At 47.4% G+C, this 19,837-nt stretch carries 13 protein-coding genes; 10 read left to right on the forward strand and 3 right to left on the reverse strand.

Annotated elements, in window-relative coordinates; all coding sequences use genetic code 11:
* Positions 1 to 378 precede the first annotated feature (378 nt).
* Entirely contained in the window at positions 379 to 1,218 is an 840-nt protein-coding gene (locus tag HMPREF1492_RS04395; protein ID WP_051479398.1) for a YaaA family protein, read from the reverse strand.
* Positions 1,219 to 1,324: 106 nt separating this feature from the next.
* Here HMPREF1492_RS04395 and HMPREF1492_RS04400 point away from each other — a divergent pair, with 106 nt between their 5' ends.
* The 6 genes from HMPREF1492_RS04400 to HMPREF1492_RS04425 are packed head-to-tail and all read left to right on the forward strand — an operon-like array spanning position 1,325 to position 13,192.
* A complete protein-coding gene (locus tag HMPREF1492_RS04400; RefSeq protein ID WP_035436336.1) occupies positions 1,325 to 4,468 on the forward strand; it encodes a PD-(D/E)XK nuclease family protein in 3,144 nt (1,047 codons plus the stop codon).
* A gap of 6 nt (positions 4,469 to 4,474) precedes the next feature.
* Positions 4,475 to 7,993, forward strand: a complete 3,519-nt coding sequence (locus HMPREF1492_RS04405; protein ID WP_051479399.1) for a UvrD-helicase domain-containing protein — start codon at positions 4,475 to 4,477, stop codon at positions 7,991 to 7,993.
* 12 nt (positions 7,994 to 8,005) lie between these two features.
* Positions 8,006 to 10,318: a replication restart helicase PriA gene (gene priA / locus HMPREF1492_RS04410; RefSeq protein WP_035436339.1), complete on the forward strand. Its 2,313-nt coding sequence runs from the start codon at positions 8,006 to 8,008 to the stop codon at positions 10,316 to 10,318.
* An 8-nt stretch (positions 10,319 to 10,326) separates the two neighbouring features.
* Positions 10,327 to 10,869 carry a peptide deformylase gene (def, locus tag HMPREF1492_RS04415; protein ID WP_035436342.1) on the forward strand — a complete coding sequence of 181 codons (543 nt, stop codon included), beginning with the start codon at positions 10,327 to 10,329 and terminating at the stop codon, positions 10,867 to 10,869.
* An 8-nt stretch (positions 10,870 to 10,877) separates the two neighbouring features.
* Positions 10,878 to 11,801, forward strand: a complete 924-nt coding sequence (fmt, locus tag HMPREF1492_RS04420) for a methionyl-tRNA formyltransferase (protein ID WP_035436345.1) — start codon at positions 10,878 to 10,880, stop codon at positions 11,799 to 11,801.
* Positions 11,801 to 13,192 carry an RsmB/NOP family class I SAM-dependent RNA methyltransferase gene (locus tag HMPREF1492_RS04425; protein WP_035436348.1) on the forward strand — a complete coding sequence of 464 codons (1,392 nt, stop codon included), beginning with the start codon at positions 11,801 to 11,803 and terminating at the stop codon, positions 13,190 to 13,192. Before fmt ends, HMPREF1492_RS04425 begins: the two co-directional genes overlap by 1 nt.
* A 77-nt stretch (positions 13,193 to 13,269) precedes the next feature.
* On the opposite strand, the gene HMPREF1492_RS04430 is transcribed toward HMPREF1492_RS04425, so the two are convergent.
* Positions 13,270 to 13,455, reverse strand: coding sequence for an FmdB family zinc ribbon protein (locus tag HMPREF1492_RS04430; RefSeq protein WP_035427745.1), 186 nt, complete (start codon positions 13,453 to 13,455; stop codon positions 13,270 to 13,272).
* A 99-nt stretch (positions 13,456 to 13,554) separates the two neighbouring features.
* On the opposite strand from HMPREF1492_RS04430, the gene HMPREF1492_RS04435 reads away from it, so the two are divergent.
* The gene (locus HMPREF1492_RS04435) at positions 13,555 to 14,919 is read left to right on the forward strand and encodes a thiamine diphosphokinase (RefSeq protein WP_035436350.1); all 1,365 of its coding nucleotides are present in this window, start codon (positions 13,555 to 13,557) and stop codon (positions 14,917 to 14,919) included.
* A gap of 163 nt (positions 14,920 to 15,082) precedes the next feature.
* Here HMPREF1492_RS04435 and rpmB read toward each other — a convergent pair whose 3' ends face one another.
* Complete coding sequence (gene rpmB / locus HMPREF1492_RS04440; protein WP_012808949.1) at positions 15,083 to 15,271, reverse strand: 50S ribosomal protein L28; 189 nt, start codon at positions 15,269 to 15,271, stop codon at positions 15,083 to 15,085.
* Positions 15,272 to 15,565: 294 nt separating this feature from the next.
* Between rpmB and HMPREF1492_RS04445 the strand changes: the two genes are divergently transcribed.
* From HMPREF1492_RS04445 to recG, 3 genes are read left to right on the forward strand one after another with little or no spacing between them, the layout of a single operon-like run.
* Positions 15,566 to 15,913: an Asp23/Gls24 family envelope stress response protein gene (locus tag HMPREF1492_RS04445; RefSeq protein ID WP_035427743.1), complete on the forward strand. Its 348-nt coding sequence runs from the start codon at positions 15,566 to 15,568 to the stop codon at positions 15,911 to 15,913.
* Between the two features lie 37 nt (positions 15,914 to 15,950).
* Positions 15,951 to 17,615, forward strand: a complete 1,665-nt coding sequence (locus tag HMPREF1492_RS04450) for a DAK2 domain-containing protein (protein ID WP_035436352.1) — start codon at positions 15,951 to 15,953, stop codon at positions 17,613 to 17,615.
* A gap of 3 nt (positions 17,616 to 17,618) precedes the next feature.
* Positions 17,619 to 19,811, forward strand: a complete 2,193-nt coding sequence (recG, locus tag HMPREF1492_RS04455) for an ATP-dependent DNA helicase RecG (protein WP_035436353.1) — start codon at positions 17,619 to 17,621, stop codon at positions 19,809 to 19,811.
* Positions 19,812 to 19,837 lie beyond the last annotated feature (26 nt).

The following is a 19,837-nucleotide window of genomic DNA, read 5'->3' on the forward strand; positions in this document are numbered from 1 at the left end:
TGAAGAATCGACATGTTCCTAATCAAGATAGCCAGGCAGCTAGGTGGTTGCACTACCTGATATGCATCTCTATGCATAAACTTCATCTAATATGCTTAAACATGAATAGACTTATATAAGAAATTTAACTATCGATGAATTCTGTATCTATAGAACACACCTAAGTCAGATAATCTGCTCAGATGAGGGCATATTACACTTCTAAGTCAGATAATCTGCATGTTTGTGGTAATTTCTGCGTCATGTATACGTCTTTTTGACAGATTATCCGACTTAGGTGTGTTTTGAACTGACTCCTATTTCTCGTGTCCAAGAAATGGGAGGCAGTTCAATTATGCAGGTCTATTTTGAAAAGTTTGGCATAGTTTTGAGCAGTGACTAGCGACCAGTGACTAGCGTAAGCGTTGCTTCTCCAGAAGCATTTGCTGTGCTTACGTCAACGTCAATAATGCCTGGTAGATTGCTTGCAATTTCTACAATTTGAGACACGCTGACTTCTTCAGAGAGCTTTCCATTTGCGCGTTGTTCAAAGAGGGCACCTGCAAGTACACCACGCATGTGTTTTGCATTATGTGACACTACACTGCGCTTTCCCGTACCAGGATCTTCTCGCTGAACAACAACTTGCAACAGCTCACAAGGATGCCTTGCCGAAGGCGTCCACATCTTTCTGTATTCTCCCGAGCGGCAATCCACAACTATTTGATCCTTCAGAGCGGCGTTTAACAGGGGATTAAGCTGCTTTTTCCAGTAAGTTGCAACGGTACCAACGGTGGGCAGCTTGATTGAGGCAGACAGTCTATAGTTGGGGAGAAGATCGTGCGGTCTTACAACTCCCCAGAGACCAGAGAAAATCATGATTTCTGAGTTAAGGATATCTGCTGGTAATGTGACTGTTTTCTGCGTGTTTTCTAACGTGGCGTTTTCAAGTGTTTGGTTAAATTTTGCAGCTTCAAAAAGTACGCCAGTATAGAGATTGAGCGCGGTTGTGGTTGGAGCTTCATAGACGTCTAGGTTGTCGGCTATGTCACCGACGGTATTAGGACCAATTTTAAGCATCTGAGCTGCGTTTGCGTGAGAACATACCTGGTGTAAGTCCTTGATGAGTTCTTCTCGACAGCTGGTAAGCTCAGAGCCAAACAAAAGCGATGAGAGATCAAGAGAAGGACCCGAGGTGGGCGCAGTTTTTCCTGACGATGGTGGAAGCAAAATAATCATGAAAATCCTTTTGATACGGGATTTTTAGTTGTTGTTTAGTTTGATTCTAATTTATGTCCGGTGTGCGTGGTAACTTTAGAAGTAAGAAAAATCGGAGAGGTGACGTATGGGCTTGCTTCTGTACAAACAACAAACAGGTGCTTTCTTATCAAACTCTATTCAAGAGCAGCTAAGGGCTTCACTTGAGAGGCGGGGGTCTGCTCAGCTTATTGTGCCTTCTTCCGATACCGTGTTGTTAGTTAAGAGGCAGCTTGGAGCCATCCAAGAGCTTTCTGTTGGCGTGAATGTTTCAACTTTTGATGAGTGGATGCGCGATCAATGGAAGTTATATGGAAGCTCAGACCGTCTGCTTTCAAATACGCTTCGCAAGGTATTTTTCCAGCAGATTCTGGATGGAATGTCTGCTGATGAGCTAAGCACTTTAACTACGAGCAAGGGTACCTTGGAGCTTCTTTCTAAGCTTGCTCCAGAGTATCTTACAGAGCTTAATCAGATTGTGGTCTCTGGTCAACTTTCTGCTGGTCAGATGAGTGCTTGTAAGGTGCTAGAGCGCTACAATATGCTGCTTGAAGAAAAGTCTTACGTTGAGGTGTGTCAGTGTCTGGATTACCTGCTACAGTCCATCCCAGCGCAAGGACCTGCGCTGGTTTTCTCGCGAGTTGAAGATCTTTCGGAGGCGCGTCTTCAGTTTGTACGCAAGCTGTCGCAGAAGCGGGACGTGGTGTTTTCCCTTTACGCGCCCGAAGGACCTGCAGGTTATGCAGCAGGGCAGCAACTAGAGTTGGTTGGCGGCCCGGGATGCGATTGTCGTGTGGATACGGGGCTTGCGCCAGCCGCAAAAAGCCAGGAGCTCACCGATCTTCTCGCCAGGGTGTTCAGGGCCAAGGAGGGCAATGAGGTTACGCCGAGCGGTGCAGTAACGTTTTTGTCGCCGCTGGGCCAGCATGCCGAGGCAGAGTCTATAAGCAGGTATATCTCTCAGCGCGTTGAGTCTGGTAGCAAGAGCTTTGCGGTATACACCTCAAATCTGCAAAAGGTTTGGGACGCACTTTCGCAGAAGCTTGCGGCTAAGGGAATTGCTGCTCACTACAAGCGTTCGGTGCGCATTCAAGATTCACTTGCAGGCAGCGCGTTTGCTAGCTTGATTGATGCGTACGCCACACTCAGTGAACGTGCAGAGCTCGAGAAAAACATTGACTATCAGGTATCTGACCATCAGATGGGGGATATGTCGTGGTGGCCTCCACGTACTCTTACGGACTATCTGATTTCTCCTATTTCAGGCATAAGCGTTGAGCGCGCGTGGATGCTGGATAAAAGCTGGCGCGGAAATAGAACGCTGTATGCCACCAGAGTGCTTGAGACGCTTTCTAAAGCAGCTATGAGCTCACGTTTATGCGCAGAGACCATCAAGAGCCTTGAGCTTGGCAGAATTGGCTCTGCTGCTCAACGCATTATTGAATACCTTTCTGCAGAAACATCTGACGAGCAGTCAGAGGCTGCTCAGTCTAAAGAGTTGATGCTTCAGTCTCTTCAAAACCAAGAGTCGCTTAAGGTAATGAACAAGATTGTTTCTTCTGCACAGGAGTTGCATGAGGCAGGATTAAAGCTCACTCCTCAGACACTCAAATCTTTTATTGAGCTTTGCAAAGACCAGACGGTCATGATGCCTGTTTCTAATGGTATTCAGTCTGATATTCAGGTGCTGATAGCTCCTGTGAGCCAAGCTCATTCTTTTGAGCCACGTTCTTTTGATACTGTCATTTTCCAGGGTATGGATACGCTGAATTTTGGTGTTAAAGCATCTGATGGTGCGCTTCAAGAGTTTGTTCGCCATGCGAGTAAAACGTCTAAGGTATCAGAGTTTGCACGGTATCAAAGAGATTTTTATACGGCGCTTACAACTGCTTCTACCAGCGTTGCGTTTGAGAAGGTTGAGCAAAAAGATGTCTTTAACGCAGTAGCTCTCAGTGAGGTTAAAGCATGCTATCCAAAAGACTATGAAAAGAAGACAGGGGTTGCACGCGGAGAAGAAGAGGTGTTGGTAAACCTGTTGCCTCAAGCTACTGACCCAGAACGTGTTACAGAACTCCCAACAATCGAGTCTGGTGAGATTGACCCTAAACTAAAAAATATCGTGGTACTCCCACGTCATTTGACTAGGGAGACTCTTGAGCAGGAATTACAGGGTCTTATAGAGGTCACGCGAGAAGGGCTACCGCTTCTTTCCGCTTCTCAGATTGAGACGTATCTTGAGTGTCCCTACAAGTGGTTTACGCAACGTCGAATCAAAATTTCTCAGGTAGACACTGACTTTGCTCCAATGCAGATAGGTACCTTTATCCATCGTGTTTTGGAGCTAACACACGCAACACTTTTAGCTGAATCACTTGGTTGTGATGTGGCTGAAGTTGATTCAGTGGTTGAATCTGCGCTTTTACAAGACATTCCTGGATCTAGGATTACATCTGATAATCTAGATCATGCAAAACAAGTGTTAGACAGCTGTTTTGCCCAGGTCTGGGATGAGCAATTCAACAACATTAACCGAGCATCTTCAAATGAGCTTATTCCGCATAGCATTCAAGAAAGAAAACAGGTTGAGAATATACGAGAAAATCTCAAGGATCTTCTCGAGTTTGAAGCTTCGCACTTTATTGGCTATCAGCCCAGGTTTTTTGAGCTTCGTTTTGGTAGAGAAGAAAATGTTGTTGAGTATGCAGGAGCTCAATTTACAGGCTCGATTGACCGCGTAGATGTAAACGCTCATGGTCAGGCACTTATTATTGACTATAAACACAAGGCCACAAAAGATCTGAAGGCTTATTCAGCAAAGCTAAGCCTGGATAGTGAGCTTTCAAAAGAGATCCTTCCAAGGCATGTACAGTCTGCAATATATGCTCAGATTATGAGAAAACAGCTCACCAAGTATAAGCTTGAGCCAGTTGCTGCAATTTATCTGGGCACCAAAGAGCAAAAAGATAAGCCTTCATTTGCTCTTGCAGGCATGGCAACAGAAGCGGCAACAGAACATATTTGGAACATGAATCCGGAAGATAAAAAGCTTAGGGACCAGGCAGTTATGGTTGTGTCTCAAAACTCAGCGGAGTTTGCAGACTACTTGGACGCTTGGGAGAGTTTAATTGCTCAGAAGGTTCAAGCCATGCTTTCTGGAGATGTTCGAGCCAATCCTTGCGATAAGGATGCATGTAAGTATTGTCCAGTAAAACTGTGCGACAAGAGGAGGTAAGCTACTATGGCTGACACACGTTATACGCCTGGTCAAGAGAAGACCATCAAGACGCTTGATAAGCCTCTTTTTGTTGCAGCAGGTGCAGGTTCAGGAAAAACTTTTACGCTTACGCAGAGAATTGTGTGGGCTTTAAAAGAAGGTTCGGGAGCTGACGGAAAGTCGTATCTGAATAGCCTTGATCAGGCATTGATTATTACGTTTACCAATGCCGCAGCTACAGAAATTAAAGAGCGCGTTAGAGAAGCTCTAGAAAAAGAAGGTCTTCATAGCGCTGCGTTGCAGGTTGATGATGCGTGGATTAGTACTATCCACGGTATGTGCAGCAGAATCTTAAAGATTCATGCACTTGATTTAGGTCTTGATCCTGAGTTTGAAATCATTGACGACATGACCAGAAATCAGCTGGTCAATATATCTATTGAAGAAGTACTCAGAGAGCTTTCGCAAGATGAAAGCTATGCAGAGTTTCTCTCAACCTATGCAGGGAACAGAGATGCACTGAAGTCTCGTATTGAAACGCTGATTTCGTACGCTCAGTCATCTCCTGTAGGAATGGATGCTATTTCGTTTGTAGGGGATAGCTCTGACCTGGAAGTTCTAAAAGCGGAGCTTGAGAGTCTCTGCGGTGCACTCGAAGCGCTAAGGGCTGCAATTTCTGCCACAAAACCAGATGAAGCAGAACAGCTACAAAATGTTCAATCTGAGCTTTCAAGTAAATTGCAGCAACACTTGGTTCTCTCGCTCACTGATTTTGACCAGGCGTTTTGGGAGGCTCTGGGAAAAGCCGTTAAGGCCATCCGTTCTTCAAAAGAAATAAAAAATGTAAAAGATGAAGCTGTATACCGGCTTAAGGTTTGTAGCGCTTTATTTGGACTTATTCAGGACATGTCTGAGGGTCAGAGTCTAAAAGATGTTACAGAGCAGGTCTACAAGCTCTTTAAACAGAAGAAACTTGCTGTTGGCGGCCTTGATAACGATGACCTTTTGCATCTAACGGCAAAGGTATTCGAAGAGCATCCAGAGATTGCAGCTGTTTACACGGATAAATTCAAGCTTGTAATGGTTGATGAGTTCCAAGATACGGACCAGCAACAGGTGCAGATGATTAAGAGTCTCTCAGGTAAAGATGCTCAATATCTCACAACAGTTGGTGATGCGCAGCAGTCAATCTATCGATTCCGCGGTGCTGATGTTGATGTGTTCTTTAGACGTCAAGCAGAGGTTTCAGAAGATTTGCAACCCCGTCTTGTAGATAATTTCCGCAGTCACAACGAAATTTTGCGATTTGTTGCAAAGGTTTGCAGCGCTGACGGCATGATTCCTAACTTTATGGATCTGTCTGCTGGGCGAGAAGAACCTGCAACTCCGTTCATTGCTCATTCGCCACGCGTATATTTTGAAGTCACAAAATTTGAAAAGTCAGGAAATTCTAAGCCAGGCGATGACGTTACAAGAAGCCAGCTTGTTGCGTATCAACTTGCAGATAGAATCAACACGCTTATGCAGGATGAGAAGATCCAAGCAAAAGATGTTGCAATTTTGATGAAATCAGTTAAAAAGGCACAGCCCTATATTGAGGCACTTCGTACCTTTGGAATTGAAAGCGTGGTCTCTGGAGCTTCAACGTTTGGTGAGCAGCCTGAGGTTCAGCTGATTGGTAGTCTTTTACAAGCACTCGCAAATATGTACGATTCATACGAGGGACTGTTTCCTGTACTCTCGAGTGAGATTTTTAGCCTTGATGCGTCTGACCTGCTTCTCTTGGGCACTAATTTTGGAGAAAATGGTCAGAGGATTACCAATAGAGATATTGCAGAGTCAGTGGTAAATGACGCATTTAATCCACCTTTTGAGATAAGTCCAAAGCTCAAAAATGCTTTAGAGGTGTTGAGTAACGCTCGTAGCTCTCTTTCAAACAAGAGAGTTTCAGACGTCATTAAAAAGGTAGTTCTTGATGCCGGATGGATTTCTCGCCTTCAAAAGATGGGGAATGAGGGGCAGTCAAAGATTGCAAATATCTTTGCAGCTCTTGAACAAATTGATAGCTTGCAAAAGGAGCTGAGCATTGGCGTAGCTTCAGTCGCAAAAGCGTTTAGTCAATGGTGTAACACGGCTAAAGAGTCGCCAAAAGTGCTTCACTGCAGCACTCAAAACGCCGTAACTTTTATGACCATTCATGCTTCTAAGGGATTGGAATTTCCTGTTGTTGCTGTTGTAGGAGCTGTGTCTGGCCCTAAGGCAGGCGCTTGTGGTGAACCATTTCTGCATGTTAGAAAAGACGATTCATATCAGATTGCATTCTCAACCAGTTCTAAAAAACTTCATGAATTGTATGACGGCTGTCATGAGGTTCCTACAAGCCTTGATGAGTGTAAGAACCTTCTTGAGTGGAGAATGTTCCTGGAAACACAAGAGAATGAGTTTGATGAGCAGGAACAGAATCGCCGTCTGTATGTTGCTTTAACACGCGCTCGCGAAGCAGTCATTCTTACTTCAACTATCGACCTTACTAAAGAGGGAATTAGTCCTCGTTATACACGCAAGATAACAGATGCCTTGTTTGAAGAGCCGCCACTTTCTGCTGGAGAGCATCAGTTTGAATATGGTGGAAATCTTGCTGGTTGTATGCGTGTAGTTCAGGGTTCTGGCAAGAAGGATGAGCCGATTCATGTTGAAGGTTTAGAGTTGGTTGAACCTTTTGGTGGTAAGCCTAAACCTTCTGATAGCAACCTAAGTGAAGAGAAAAACCCTCAAGCTGAAGAAACGTTTGACCTCTATGAGAAGGTTCAGCTGAGCGTTACACCAGAAGCTACGTATGACCAGAGAGAAGGCTTCTTTAGTTATTCTTCTGCTCACCAACAAATGGCAGAGAACTTCAAGGGCGAGAATAACAAGGCCCTTGAGGAAGAGCGCCAGGCACAAAGCCTGGAATATGATGCAGATAACCCTCAACCAGAAACTGAGGCTTCCGCAGTTTTGGCTGGTTCATTAGCTGACGATGGAGTTGACCCAACCAACCTGGGCTCAGCCTTCCACGAGCTTGCTCAGATTATGGTTGAGACTCAGTCTAAGGTTGATGAACAAACTATTGATAGATTGTGCTTGAAGAACAGTGTTCCTCAGCGAGCGATATCACGAGTCAAACAAGCACTTGAACTGTGGAGCAATTCTGCAATCAGGCAGGAAGCTTTAGCTCATGATGTGGTTATTGCGGAGTCTCCTTTTACGCTGCAGGTTGATTCTGAATATGGGAACTATGTAGAAGGAGCCATCGATCTTCTCGCTTATAATAAGGGAAGCAAAGATGCGCTGGTAGTTGACTATAAAACAGGCGATAAGGGCCTTAGTGCAACTCAGATTTATGAGCATCATCAGATGCAGGCAAACTTCTATGCCTACGTCTTGATGCAACGCGGATTTACTAAGGTTGAGTGCGCATTTGTTTGTGTTGAGGTTGAAGAAGCTGGTCAGCCACACGTTGCTCGTTACACGTTTGATGTAAACCATCAGCCACGGCTTTAAGGAGGCAAGAACGTGCCTTTTGCACATGTTGTTCTAGACATACCAACTCGTGCTCTCTCTGGCACGTTTGACTACGCCATTCCAGAATCTTTGGAAAAGGCTGCGGTTGTGGGAACAACGGTCTTGGTGCCGTTTTCTCACAGGCAAGTGGTTGGCTATGTCGTAGGCATTTCAGACAGCGTATCTTTAGGTTTAGATGTTTCGCGCGTCCTTCCAATAACACAAGTTCTAGCAGATTCAGCATTTGATGAGCAGTCTGCACAGGTAGCAGAATGGATGAGCAAAGAATACGCCTGTAGTTATGCAGACGCATTGCATCCTTTTTTAGCGCCTGGCCAAAAGGTTAAAGTCACCAGAAAAGATACAGAATCTCCCTGGCAGCTTGTTTGCGAGAAGTCCGGTCCTGTTGATGAACGCTGGGCTGAGCTGACAGAAAAGGCGGCTGACTTTACGCCTTCGGCAAATGCAAGCAAGCAACGTTCGGTACTTGAGGCTCTGGTGCAAGGCGCCATGAGGTTATCCGAGCTCTCGGCTATCATTCCAGGAGCGCGTAGTGCGGTTACTGCGCTGCAGAAAAAAGGCATTATTGAGGTGCGCACACAGCGACAAATCCGTGGAAGCCATGATGGTCTGGGAACCACGCTTTCAAGTGGCGTAGCACCTCGTCCTCAGCAACTTACTGAGGGGCAAGAGTCTGCTCTTGCAGCAATCGAGGCTGCACAAACTGCTGCTCAGGGCGATGTCGTGCTCATTGATGGCGTAACGGGTTCGGGTAAAACCGAGGTGTATCTCTCTGCTATTGAGAAGACCTTAGCAGCTGGCAAGGGTGCTGTGGTGCTTGTCCCTGAGATTTCTCTTACCGCGCAAACAGTTGGCCGATTCCGTTCGCGTTTTGGCGAGCAGGTAGCCGTTCTTCACTCAAAGCTTTCGCTTGGCGAGCGCTTTGATCAGTGGGATTTAATCAGACAGGGTAGAGCTCGCGTGGTAGTAGGTGCACGATCTGCTCTGTTTGCGCCCATCCAAAACCTCGGACTGTACATCATTGACGAGGAACACGAGGCTTCATACAAGCAAGATTCGCTCCCACGCTATCACGCAAGAGAAGTCGCTGCTCAGATGGCGCGCTTGCGTGGAGCCGCGCTGGTACTTGGCTCTGCAACACCTTCGCTTGAGAGCTTATATCGAACGGCTCAAGGAAGTTGGCGTGGCACTCAATGGACGCGCGTTACCATGACCGAGAGGCCTGGTGTGGCGGTGCTTCCGCAGGTCCAGGTAGTTGATATGGCTTCCCAGTTTAAAAACGGAGGCAGATCGGTCTTCTCGGCAGCTCTTGCTGAGGCCTTGCAGGAGACAACAGAACGTGGCGAGAAAAGCGTTCTACTCCTTAATCGTCGAGGATTCGCAAACTTTTTGATGTGTCGTGAGTGTGGCTGTGTGCCCGAGTGTCCGCACTGCTCGACGTCTCTCACGTATCATGAGCGCACGCATTCTCTGGTTTGTCACAGTTGCGGCAGACAGTGGTCTCAGCATGCGTATCCTAACCCTTCCAGCAAATGTCCAAACTGCGGCAGCCGTTATATGGGTGCATATGGTGTGGGAACACAGCGTGTAGAAGATGAGCTCAAGCTTCTGCTTGGCAGCGATGCGCCAATTATTCGTATGGACGCCGATACTACGGCCAAAAAGGGCGAACATCAGCGTCTTCTTGAGCTTTTTGATGCAACCCCTGGAGCGGTGCTCATTGGTACGCAGATGATTGCAAAGGGCCTGGATTTCCCTGATGTCACCTTGGTTGGCGTTATCAATGCCGATACCATGCTTAAGTTGCCAGATTTTAGGGCGGCAGAGAGAACATTTGACTTGCTAGAGCAGGTTGCTGGTCGTGCGGGCAGGGGAGAAAAGCCAGGTAAGGTCATCATTCAGTCGTACTGGTCAACACATCCGGCTATTGCTTCTGTAGTTACACATGACAGACGCCCGTTTCTTGATGCAGAGCTTAAAGAGAGAAGAGAAGGGGCTTACCCGCCCTTCTCGCGTTTGTCTAATGTGCTTTTTTGGGGCGCCCCAGAAAAAGAAGTTCGCCGCGTCGCAGATCAGATGGCAGAGGCTCTTCACGCGAAGTTAGATTTACAGTCAGGATGGGAGATTTTGGGTCCTGCTGATTGTGTAAAAGCCAAGGTAAAAGATAAGTATCGCAGGCATATTTTGGTAAAGGCCCCCGTGGATGCTCAGGTAGGAGAAATTCTTTCTGAATGTGCTGCTTCACTTGATAAAAGAGTGGGTATCAACATGACATTAGATGTTGATGCTTACGACATGATGTAAGGAAAGTTATGAGTTCTGAAGTTGATGATATGGTACTTTGGCCAGACCCTCGTCTGAGCCAAGAGTGCGAAGAGATTGACGATATTAACGACGACGTTCGCAAGATGGCCGAGCATATGCTCAAGGTTATGTATGCCACCGATGGCGTTGGTCTTGCTGGACCTCAGGTTGGCTATATGAAACGCATGGTAGTCATCGATGTTGATTATCCAAACGGTCAAGAGAACCCTTTTGTGCTCATTAATCCAGAGATTAAAGTTGCAGATGGTGAGCCTCGTGTATATGAAGAGGGCTGCCTTTCGTTCCCAGGCATTACCGTTCCGGTTACGCGCCCAAGTCATGTTGTTGTTCACGCATATAACCTCGATGGTGATCTGATGCGTTATGAGGCAGAAGGAGATCTTCTCGCCGTTTGTTTGCAGCATGAGATTGACCACATCAACGGCATAACCATGCCAGATCACCTGGGACCAGGTGCTCGTATGGAGATACTGCAGGAGTATAAAGAGGCACTGGCTTCTGGTGCCCGTCCTGGTCAAACTGACTATTAGGAGTTGGCATGCGCGTAGTCTTTATGGGAACTCCAGATTTTGCTGTTCCGTCGCTCAAAAAACTTGCCCATGATCACCAGGTTGCTTTGGTTATTACAAGGCCAGACGCTGTTCGCGGTCGTGGCAAAACGCTTGAGCCGTCTCCCGTAAAAGAATGCGCACAAGAGCTTGGATTACCCGTTCTTGAGGCAAACCGCATGACTCCAGAAGTAATTTCTTCCATGCAAGAGGTACAACCAGAAGCGCTCTGTGTGGTTGCTTTTGGCTGTATTTTGCCAGACGAAGTTATCTCTCTTGCACCTTATGGTGCTTTGAATGTACACGCATCACTGCTGCCTCGCTGGCGAGGAGCCGCTCCAATTCAGCGCGCAATTCTCGCAGGTGATGCAGTCGCTGGCGTTTCTATCATGAAAATTGCTCATGAACTTGATGCAGGAGATTGGTGCAAGCAAGCATCGTGTGAGGTAGGCTCCAAAAATACTGAGCAGCTCACTGACGCTCTAGCACAACTAGGTGCTGATGCCCTGTCACAGGCTCTTTTTGACCTCAAGGAAGGCTCTCTTGAGTGGCATGCACAGGATGAGCGAGAAGTAACGTTTGCTCCTAAAGTTACTAAGCAAGAAATGAAGCTTGCTCCAGAAGACTCAGCCCAGGTAAATGCGTTGAGGGTTCAGGCTTCGTCTGATACCGCTCCTGCTCGCGCTTCGGTTGGTGGCAGATCTTTGCGCGTTCTCTCCGCTCAACTAGCTCCAAGTGATATTTCTGTTACTCAAGGCTTGGTTGCTGTTCAAGATCATGGGTTGTTCCTTGGCTGTGCTGAAGGAACTCTTGAGCTTCTTGAGGTGCGTCCAGATGGCAAGCGCTCTATGGATGCAAAATCATTTGCCGCAGGACTTCAGAAGTCCCAGATGACCTGGCAGATGCTTCAATAATGGCCACCTTAACTCCTGCTCGAAGAGTGGCCTATCAGGCATTCTTTGAGTGTAGACGCAATAATTTACGTATTCGTGATTACTTACGAGAGTCAAAAGACTTCTCGGAGCTTTCTGCTCAAGATAAAGCTTTTGCTACACGCCTTGCACTAGGGGCTACCCTCACAAAGGGCAAACTTGATCAAGCTCTGAGGAATCATCTTAAGTCAGGTATTCATCTAGAGCCAAAGGTACAGGACGCTCTCCGTATTGCTGTATTTGAGGTTTTATATTTAGAGACTAGACGTGACGCCGCCATTAGCCAAGGTGTTGAGCTGGTAAAGTCTATCTCAAAGCGTTCTTCTGGTCTTGCAAATGCTGTGCTTAGAAAAATTTCTGAAAAAGAAGCTCAGCTTACGCGTGCAAAGAATCCCAAAACGCCTTCAGAGCTTTCGTGGGCGTCAGGCATTCCTGAGTGGATTTGTTTGGAGATTATTGAGTCGCTGGGAGAGTCTGCCGCTCAAAAGCTCATTCTTAATTTAAAGAACCCCGCTCCTGTGTATGTCTTACAAAGAAACGTATCAGAGCAGCAATTGCAGAGCAGCTCTTTAGAGCTACAGCAAACAGTTCTGCCAGATGTGTATGAGGTAAAAAATCCTGCTCAACTTAACGTTGACGCATATGTAAAGAAAGTTCAGCTTGTTCCTGCAGATTTAGCTTCTCAGCTTGTGGCACTTCTCGCGGCATCTTATGTAGACCAAGAAATACTTGAGGTTGGACAAGGCAGAGGAACCAAATCCTTGTTGCTTTCTCACGCATTTGAGGCGCTTGATAAAGAGAATACCCACATAACCGCTGTTGAACTTGTAAAGGGAAAGTCCCACGTTTCAAAAAGAAGATTGAAAACTGCTGGCCTTTCAGATCAGGTTACATCACTCACGTTTGACGCTACACTGTTTGTGTCACCAGAGGTTCCAGAGGAGCTTAATCAGAGCTTTGATGTGGTTTTTATTGACGCTCCCTGTTCTGGTTTGGGCACCCTTCGTCGTCATCCAGAGATTGCGTGGAATTTGTCACCAGAAAGTTTGTATGACGGCGGAGAGCTTACCGCTTTACAAACCAAACTCTTGCAGAGTTGCAGCAGTCGTGTAGAGATTGGTGGCTATTTAGTCTATGCGACGTGTTCGCTCTCAAATTCAGAGAATCAGCAGGTTATTGACGATTTTCTTGCAAGTTCAGAGGGTTCTCACTTTGAGGTGCAAAGTCTTTTTGAGTGCCCCGCGCGCGCATGCTTAACGACAGAAGCACAAGAGTTTCTCGATACGTGCATTACACCAGAGGGATTTTTGCAGACGGCTTTTGCATCTGCTGATTGTGATGCTCACTTTATGGCGGTCCTTAAGCGCAAATAAAAGCTCTTGCTGTGTATCACAACAAGAGCTTCACAAATACGATTTATGAGCGGTCTAGAGAGCCAAAAAGCGTTGGATTACTTTCCTTTGCTATCGGTGTTATAAAAACCGCTGCCCTTAAAGACAATGGTTGAGGTGTTGTAAACGCGCTCAGTCTCGTGTCCGCATTTTGGGCACTGAGGAGCTTCAATCTTCAGGCTCATTGGACGCTCAATCTCAAAGGTATTGTCGCAGTGTGTGCAATGATAGCTATAACGTGCCATGCATCCTCCATGAAAACAATTTATAAACGTGAGATACTTTACCCTACTTAGAGTAGATATTTCACGATTGCAACTAATAAGTTTGTTTACGGAGGCATTATGCAGGTGACCGGTGCAATTTTTGATTGCGATGGAACTCTTGTTGATTCAATGCGCGTTTGGCGCAATGTGTTTGGCGCTGTTCTTCCTAAATACGGCAAGACTGTTGACTCAGAATTTTTTGAGCGCGTTGAGGCTGTTTCGCTTATGGATGGTTGCAAAATTTGCGTTGATCATCTGGAGCTGCCTATCACTGCAGAAGCTTTGTATGAAGAGTTCTGCGCGTATGTAACAGAGCAGTATCAACATCACGTCTCCATTATTTCTGGTGCAAAAGAGTTCTTGCAGGAGCTTTACGATGCGGGTATTCCTATGGCTGTTGCATCGTCAACTCCTGTGCGAGAAGTGCGTGCGGCCCTCGCGGCTCAAGGTATTGAGCACCTCTTTAAAACGGTGGTTTCTACAGAAGACGTGGGGGGAGTGGACAAGGTTGAGCCTGATGTATACCTTGAGGCACTCCGTCGCCTTGGCACCGATAAGGCAACTACCTGGGTCTTCGAGGATGCTCCGTTTGGCGCACAGACAGCACAAAATGCGGGCTTTCCTGTGGTAGCGCTCTACAATGATCATGACGGCCGCGACCCCGTCTTTATGCGCGAGCACTCTAACATCTTTGCCCACACCTACGGCGAGCTGTCGCTTCTGCGCCTTCAGGACTACGAGCGTCCTCTGACCGCAGCGCCTTCTGGCGAGAAACCCCTTGAGGTCCTTGTTGTGGGCGGATCCCCAGAGGCGGTTTCGCACACGACGCTCTCTTCCTGCGCCCAGAGCGCTGACTACCTGATAGCGGTTGACCATGGTGCAGACGCATGTCACGCTGCCGGCGTGATTCCACAACTTGCGCTTGGAGACTTTGACTCGGCTACACCAGAAACTCTGGCCTGGCTTAAAGAGCAGCAGGTACCTTGCATGAAGTTTAATGCGGACAAGTACGATACCGACCTGGCTCTTGCTCTAAAGTCTGCCGAGTACGAGGCAATTCGTAGAAATAGCAAGTTCTCTCTTACGGTTGTCTCCACATCTGGCGGCCACCTTGATCACCAGCTTGTAGTGCTTGGTCTTCTCGCTACGTGGGCAAAGACGGGCAAGGCAAGCGTTCGAGTTATTGAAAATGACTTTGAGATGCGCTTTTTAGTTGCTGGCCAGGTTGATTCTTGGCAGCTGAACACTAACGATGTAGGTAAAAAGATTTCTCTTGTGGCTTTGTCAGAGGAGTGCGAGGTTTCTGAGGCTGGCATGAAGTGGAATCTTGATCACCAGAAGTTCACCTTGCTGGGGGACGACGGTATTTCAAATATCGTTGAATCAGACAATGCTTGGGTAAGGTGCGAGAAGGGCTGTCTTTTGGTGCAGCTTTGGAACTAAAACGTTTATTGAGTCGCGTCTGCGCTGCGTTTGAGAAACAAAGCCTCAACAAGCGGCTGTAAGTCCAGCAAGAAGTATTAGATGTTGCTGTCAGATAATCGAGCTAAGAAAAAAGGTCGCCGAAGCGACCTTTTTAAGTTTGAGGTAAGACGAGCTGAGTTGCTTAGTTGCGAGCAATCTTGCCGGACTTGAGGCAACGGGAGCAAACATTCATCTTCTTGCGCTGGCCATCGACAACGACAGTAACACGCTGGATGTTTGGCTTAAAGGTGCGGGCCACAGTACGGTGAGAGTGGGAGATGGAGCGACCGGCAACGGCGTGCTTACCGCAGAAATCACAGACCTTCGACATGAGTAAGACCTCCATAGGATAGGCGCCCTCTGCGCCTAAAATTTCCAAATAGCCGAATAAATATAGCACAATATATTGTGTTGTCAAAGCATGAATATAACATTCACAATTAGATAGCTCTTAGACAGCTTTTGAATGTTTTTCATTTATTACACCAAGATTAAATAACAAGAAAAAGATTTGTCAATTGCAAGGTTATCAACTTGTATATATAAGCCGCTTTAATAATAAATGTGCTCTGCGGTATACTAAATAACAATGACTAACCCTGGTTCTTGCGAGAGGAGTTATGTAATGACTACCGCTGTTCCCGGAACACTAAGAGTTTCTAATGATTGCCTTGCTGACCTGGCGGGCTATGCAGCTATGGAATGTTATGGCGTTGTTGGCATGGCAGAGATCGATGAGGCAGCAGGTGTTGCTCGTCTTCTTCCAACGTACCGACTTCGTAAGGGTATCGATGTGACCCCAACTCCTAAGGGAGTTCAGGTTGACCTTCACATTGTTGTTGAGCAGGGCGTTAACATGGCGTCTGTTGTCGACAATCTGGAGAGCTCAGTAAAGTTTTTGCTTAAGCAAATTGCAGAGCTTTCATGTGTTGATGTAACTGTACATATCGAGGCCATGCGTAATTCTCGCTAAGCTTTTTGCTTCAAATGAGTAGGAACTGAGGTCTAACGTGATTTCAAATGTCATTCGTACATGCTTCCCTGTAGCAGCCCTTGCCGTTGCAGACAAAGCAGAAGAGATCAACAAGCTCAACGTTTTCCCTGTACCAGATGGAGACACTGGCACTAACATGTCCCTTACCTTGGGCACCGTTGTTCGTGAGGTTCAAGATCTTCCTCAAGATGCAAGCATGCAGGATATTGCAAAGGCAATCACTCACGGTTCTTTGATGGGAGCTCGTGGTAACTCTGGTGTTATTACGTCTCAGATTCTTCGTGGTATTGCCGAGGGTCTGTGTGACGTTAAAAATCCTGAGGCAGTAACTCCAAAGGATATTGCTCACGCATTCCGCCGCGGTAAAGAGGTTGCTTTTAAGGCTGTTAGAAAGCCAGTTGAGGGCACTATTCTCACCGTTTTGAAGGACGTTTCTGCTAAGGCAGACTCCCTTGAGAAGTCTCAGCTCACCCCAGTTGAGGTTTTGGACGCTCTGGTTGTTGAGGCATATGAGTCTGTTGCCCGCACTCCTGAGCTTCTTCCTGTCCTCAAAGAGAACGGTGTTGTTGACTCTGGTGCATTTGGTTTCGCAACCTTCCTTGAGGGCTTTGTAAACGCTGTTACCGGCAAGACTGAAACAACTGACTTCCAGACTACCGTCTCTGTTTCTGATGCTAAAGCTGCTACTAGCGCAAAGGTTGAGATTGAGCTCAACGATGACTGGGAGGGTTCTGAGTATCGTTACTGCAATGAGTTCCTCTTCAAGGCAGATAGCCCAGACTTTGACGAGGAAGCAGCTCTGAACTTCCTGGCAACTATGGGTGATTGTGAGCTTCTTGTTGGCGCAAACCCAGACTACAAGATTCACGTTCACTCAAATACTCCTAACAAGGTTCTTGAGTACATGCTTCAGTACGGCCAGATTTTTGAGGTCTTCATTCACAACATGGACCTTGAGGCTAAGGAGCGTACCGAGAAGATCGCTGAAGATAAGAGGGCTGCGGCTGCACCTAGAAAAGAGCTTGGCTTTGTTGCAGTAACTGCTGGTTCTGGCACTGAATCAATCTTGAAGTCTCTTGGTGTGGATGTTGTTGTTTCAGGTGGTCAGACCATGAACCCTTCTACTGCAGACATTCTTGCTGCAATTGAAGAGGCCAATGCAGACCAGGTCATTGTTATGCCAAACAACTCCAACATTCGTATGGCAGCAGAAGCCGCTGCCAGCGCATGCGAGGATGTTAAGGTTGCCGTTATTCCAACCAAGTCTGTTCTTCAGGCATTTGCTGCAATGTTTGTTGTTGCAGATGGCGTTCCATTTGAAGAGCTTGTAGAAGAGATGACTGACGCTATCTCTGGCGTTCGCTACGGTGAGGTAACTACTGCAGTCCGCGATTCTTCTGCAGCTGACGGCACTCCTATCCACGATGGTGATGTCATGGGTATCCAGGGCGGCTCCATTGATGTTGTCGGCTCTGATGTTATGAAGGTCACGATTGACCTTATCGCTAAGATGCAAGAGGAGGAAGAGGGCGACAACCTCACCATTCTTGCAGGTGAAGACTTCTCTGACGAGCAGCTCGATCTTCTCGCCAGCAAGATTGAGGACACTTATCCAGATCTTGAGGTTGACGCTCAGCGCGGCGAGCAGCCACTCTATCCAGTTATCTTCTCTATTGAGTAGGAAATGTCTGAGTCCAAGGTAAGCATCGCTCCCGCATCAGAGCGAGTAGCACATACCTGCTCACTTGTTGATAGCGTGACCAGGTTAAGGTATGTCAATGCAAATCGTGCCGAGGCGCTTGAGCGTCTCGGCATTCTGCGTGTTCGAGACCTTTTGCTCAATGTTCCTCACCGCTACCTCGATTTTTCTCACCGCGTGCAGATAGCCTTCGCACAGATAGGCGAAGACGCTACCATTACAGGTCGTGTTGCCTCGGTTAAGACTAAGCGTCCGCGTCCTAAAATGGTCATTGTTGAGATTGAGGTTGTGGATGATACGGGCGTGCTCACAGCTTCGTTTTTTAGGCAGCCTTGGATAGCTGAGCAAATCCACGTTGACGATGAAGTGGCGCTAAGCGGTAAGGTTCTCTTTGCCTACGGTTACCGCCAGATGAAGTCACCGTTTTACGAGGTGCTTAGTACGGCAAAGTCTGACTCAAACGATGAAACACGCTCCAAAGAGGCTCCTTCAAAGGCGGCAATTCTTCCTGTTCACCCAGCTACCGAGGGCGTGAGTCCTGCATGGATGCGTCGCATTATGTCAGCAGCTTTGGCGGACACGGGAAGCGTGTGTGATTGGCTGCCTTCAGAGCTTGTCACCAAACACCACCTCATGTCGCTCTCATCGGCGCTTCGTGAGGTTCATTTTCCTTCCAGTTTGGACGCAGCTGAACAGGCTCGTCGCCGTCTTGCTTTTGATGAGCTCTTAAGTTTGCAGCTTGCTCTTTTGGCGAGAAGAAACTTGGAGCTTGCGGGTCATAGGCCTTTTGAACACGTTATAGATGGACCTAAAGTTAAGGCTCTGATTGAGGCTTTGCCCTTTGCTCTGACTGACGAGCAGAACCATGCTGCTCAAGAGATTCTTTCTGACATGACTGCACCACGTATTATGAATCGCTTGCTTTTGGGTGATGTTGGTACTGGTAAAACAGCCGTTGCTGCCGTTGCCTTGGCTGCAGCCGCAGATTCTTCAACTCAGGCTGCCGTGATGGCTCCTACCTCGGTTCTTGCTCAGCAGTACGCTCAAAAGATTGGCCCCTTGCTTTCACTTGCGGGAATTACGTGGGCGCTTATTACGGGCTCTACCTCAGAAGAAGAGAGGCAACAGATTGAACTTTGCCTAGCCGACGGTTCTTTGTCCATTGTCTTTGGTACTACGGCGCTTCTTTCTGACCGTGTGGTATTTAAGCAGCTTACCCTTGCTGTTGTAGACGAGCAGCATCGTTTTGGCGTTGATCAAAGAACAGCGTTGCGCAAAAAAGGACAAGGCGTAGATCTTCTCGCCATGAGTGCAACGCCTATTCCGCGTACGCTGGCACTTTCTTTGTATGGAGACGTTGATACGTCTCGCATTACCAAAAGACCAAAGGCAGGCGCTGGCGTTACCACCAAGTTGTGTGTGCCAGAAAACCTTGACCAAGCATATGCTGCTGTCGCCGCAGCTGTTCAAGCGGGTCATCAGGCGTATTTGGTCTGCCCTTTAATTGACCCAAGCGATTCTGAAGAAGAGCTTGAAGATGTTCCTGAGGCCGCTCGCACAAACGGTAAGCTCTACAGCGCAACTCGTGTATACGAGGAGCTCTCAAAGACCGTTTTCAAGGACTTTACCTGTGATCTTTTGACGGGTAGATTGCCTGAGACACAAAAAGATCAGGTAATGGAAAAGTTCCGCGCAAATAAGACGCAGATTCTGGTCTCCACAACCGTCATTGAGGTTGGTGTTGACGTTCCTAATACTACGGTCATGATTGTCTTTAATGCTGACCGTTTTGGTTTGGCAACGCTGCACCAGCTCAGAGGTCGTGTTGGTCGAGGAGACTTCCCAGGAACCGTCTATCTTGCCAGTAACGCCAAGCGAGGCTCTACCGCAAGAAAGCGCTTGGCCGCCCTTGAGCAAACCTCTGACGGTGCGCGCTTGGCAGAGCTTGACCTGGAGCTTAGACACGAGGGAGAGACCCTGGGATACCGTCAGTCGGGCGGCACCACGCTCAAGATTTCTGATCTTTACGCGGATGCGGACCTGATTGAGGCGGCTCACATGGACGCCCTGGCTATTACGGCACAGGACCCAAATCTTACCAGCGACGCCTATGCCACGCTGGGAATTGAGGCAAAAGATCGCTTTGGCATCTACTTTGAAGAGCTTGGCTATAAGTAATAACCTGCAGGTAAACTGCAGTACAA

This window comes from Atopobium sp. BS2, from assembly GCF_000565075.1.
Lineage (GTDB): Bacteria > Actinomycetota > Coriobacteriia > Coriobacteriales > Atopobiaceae > Lancefieldella.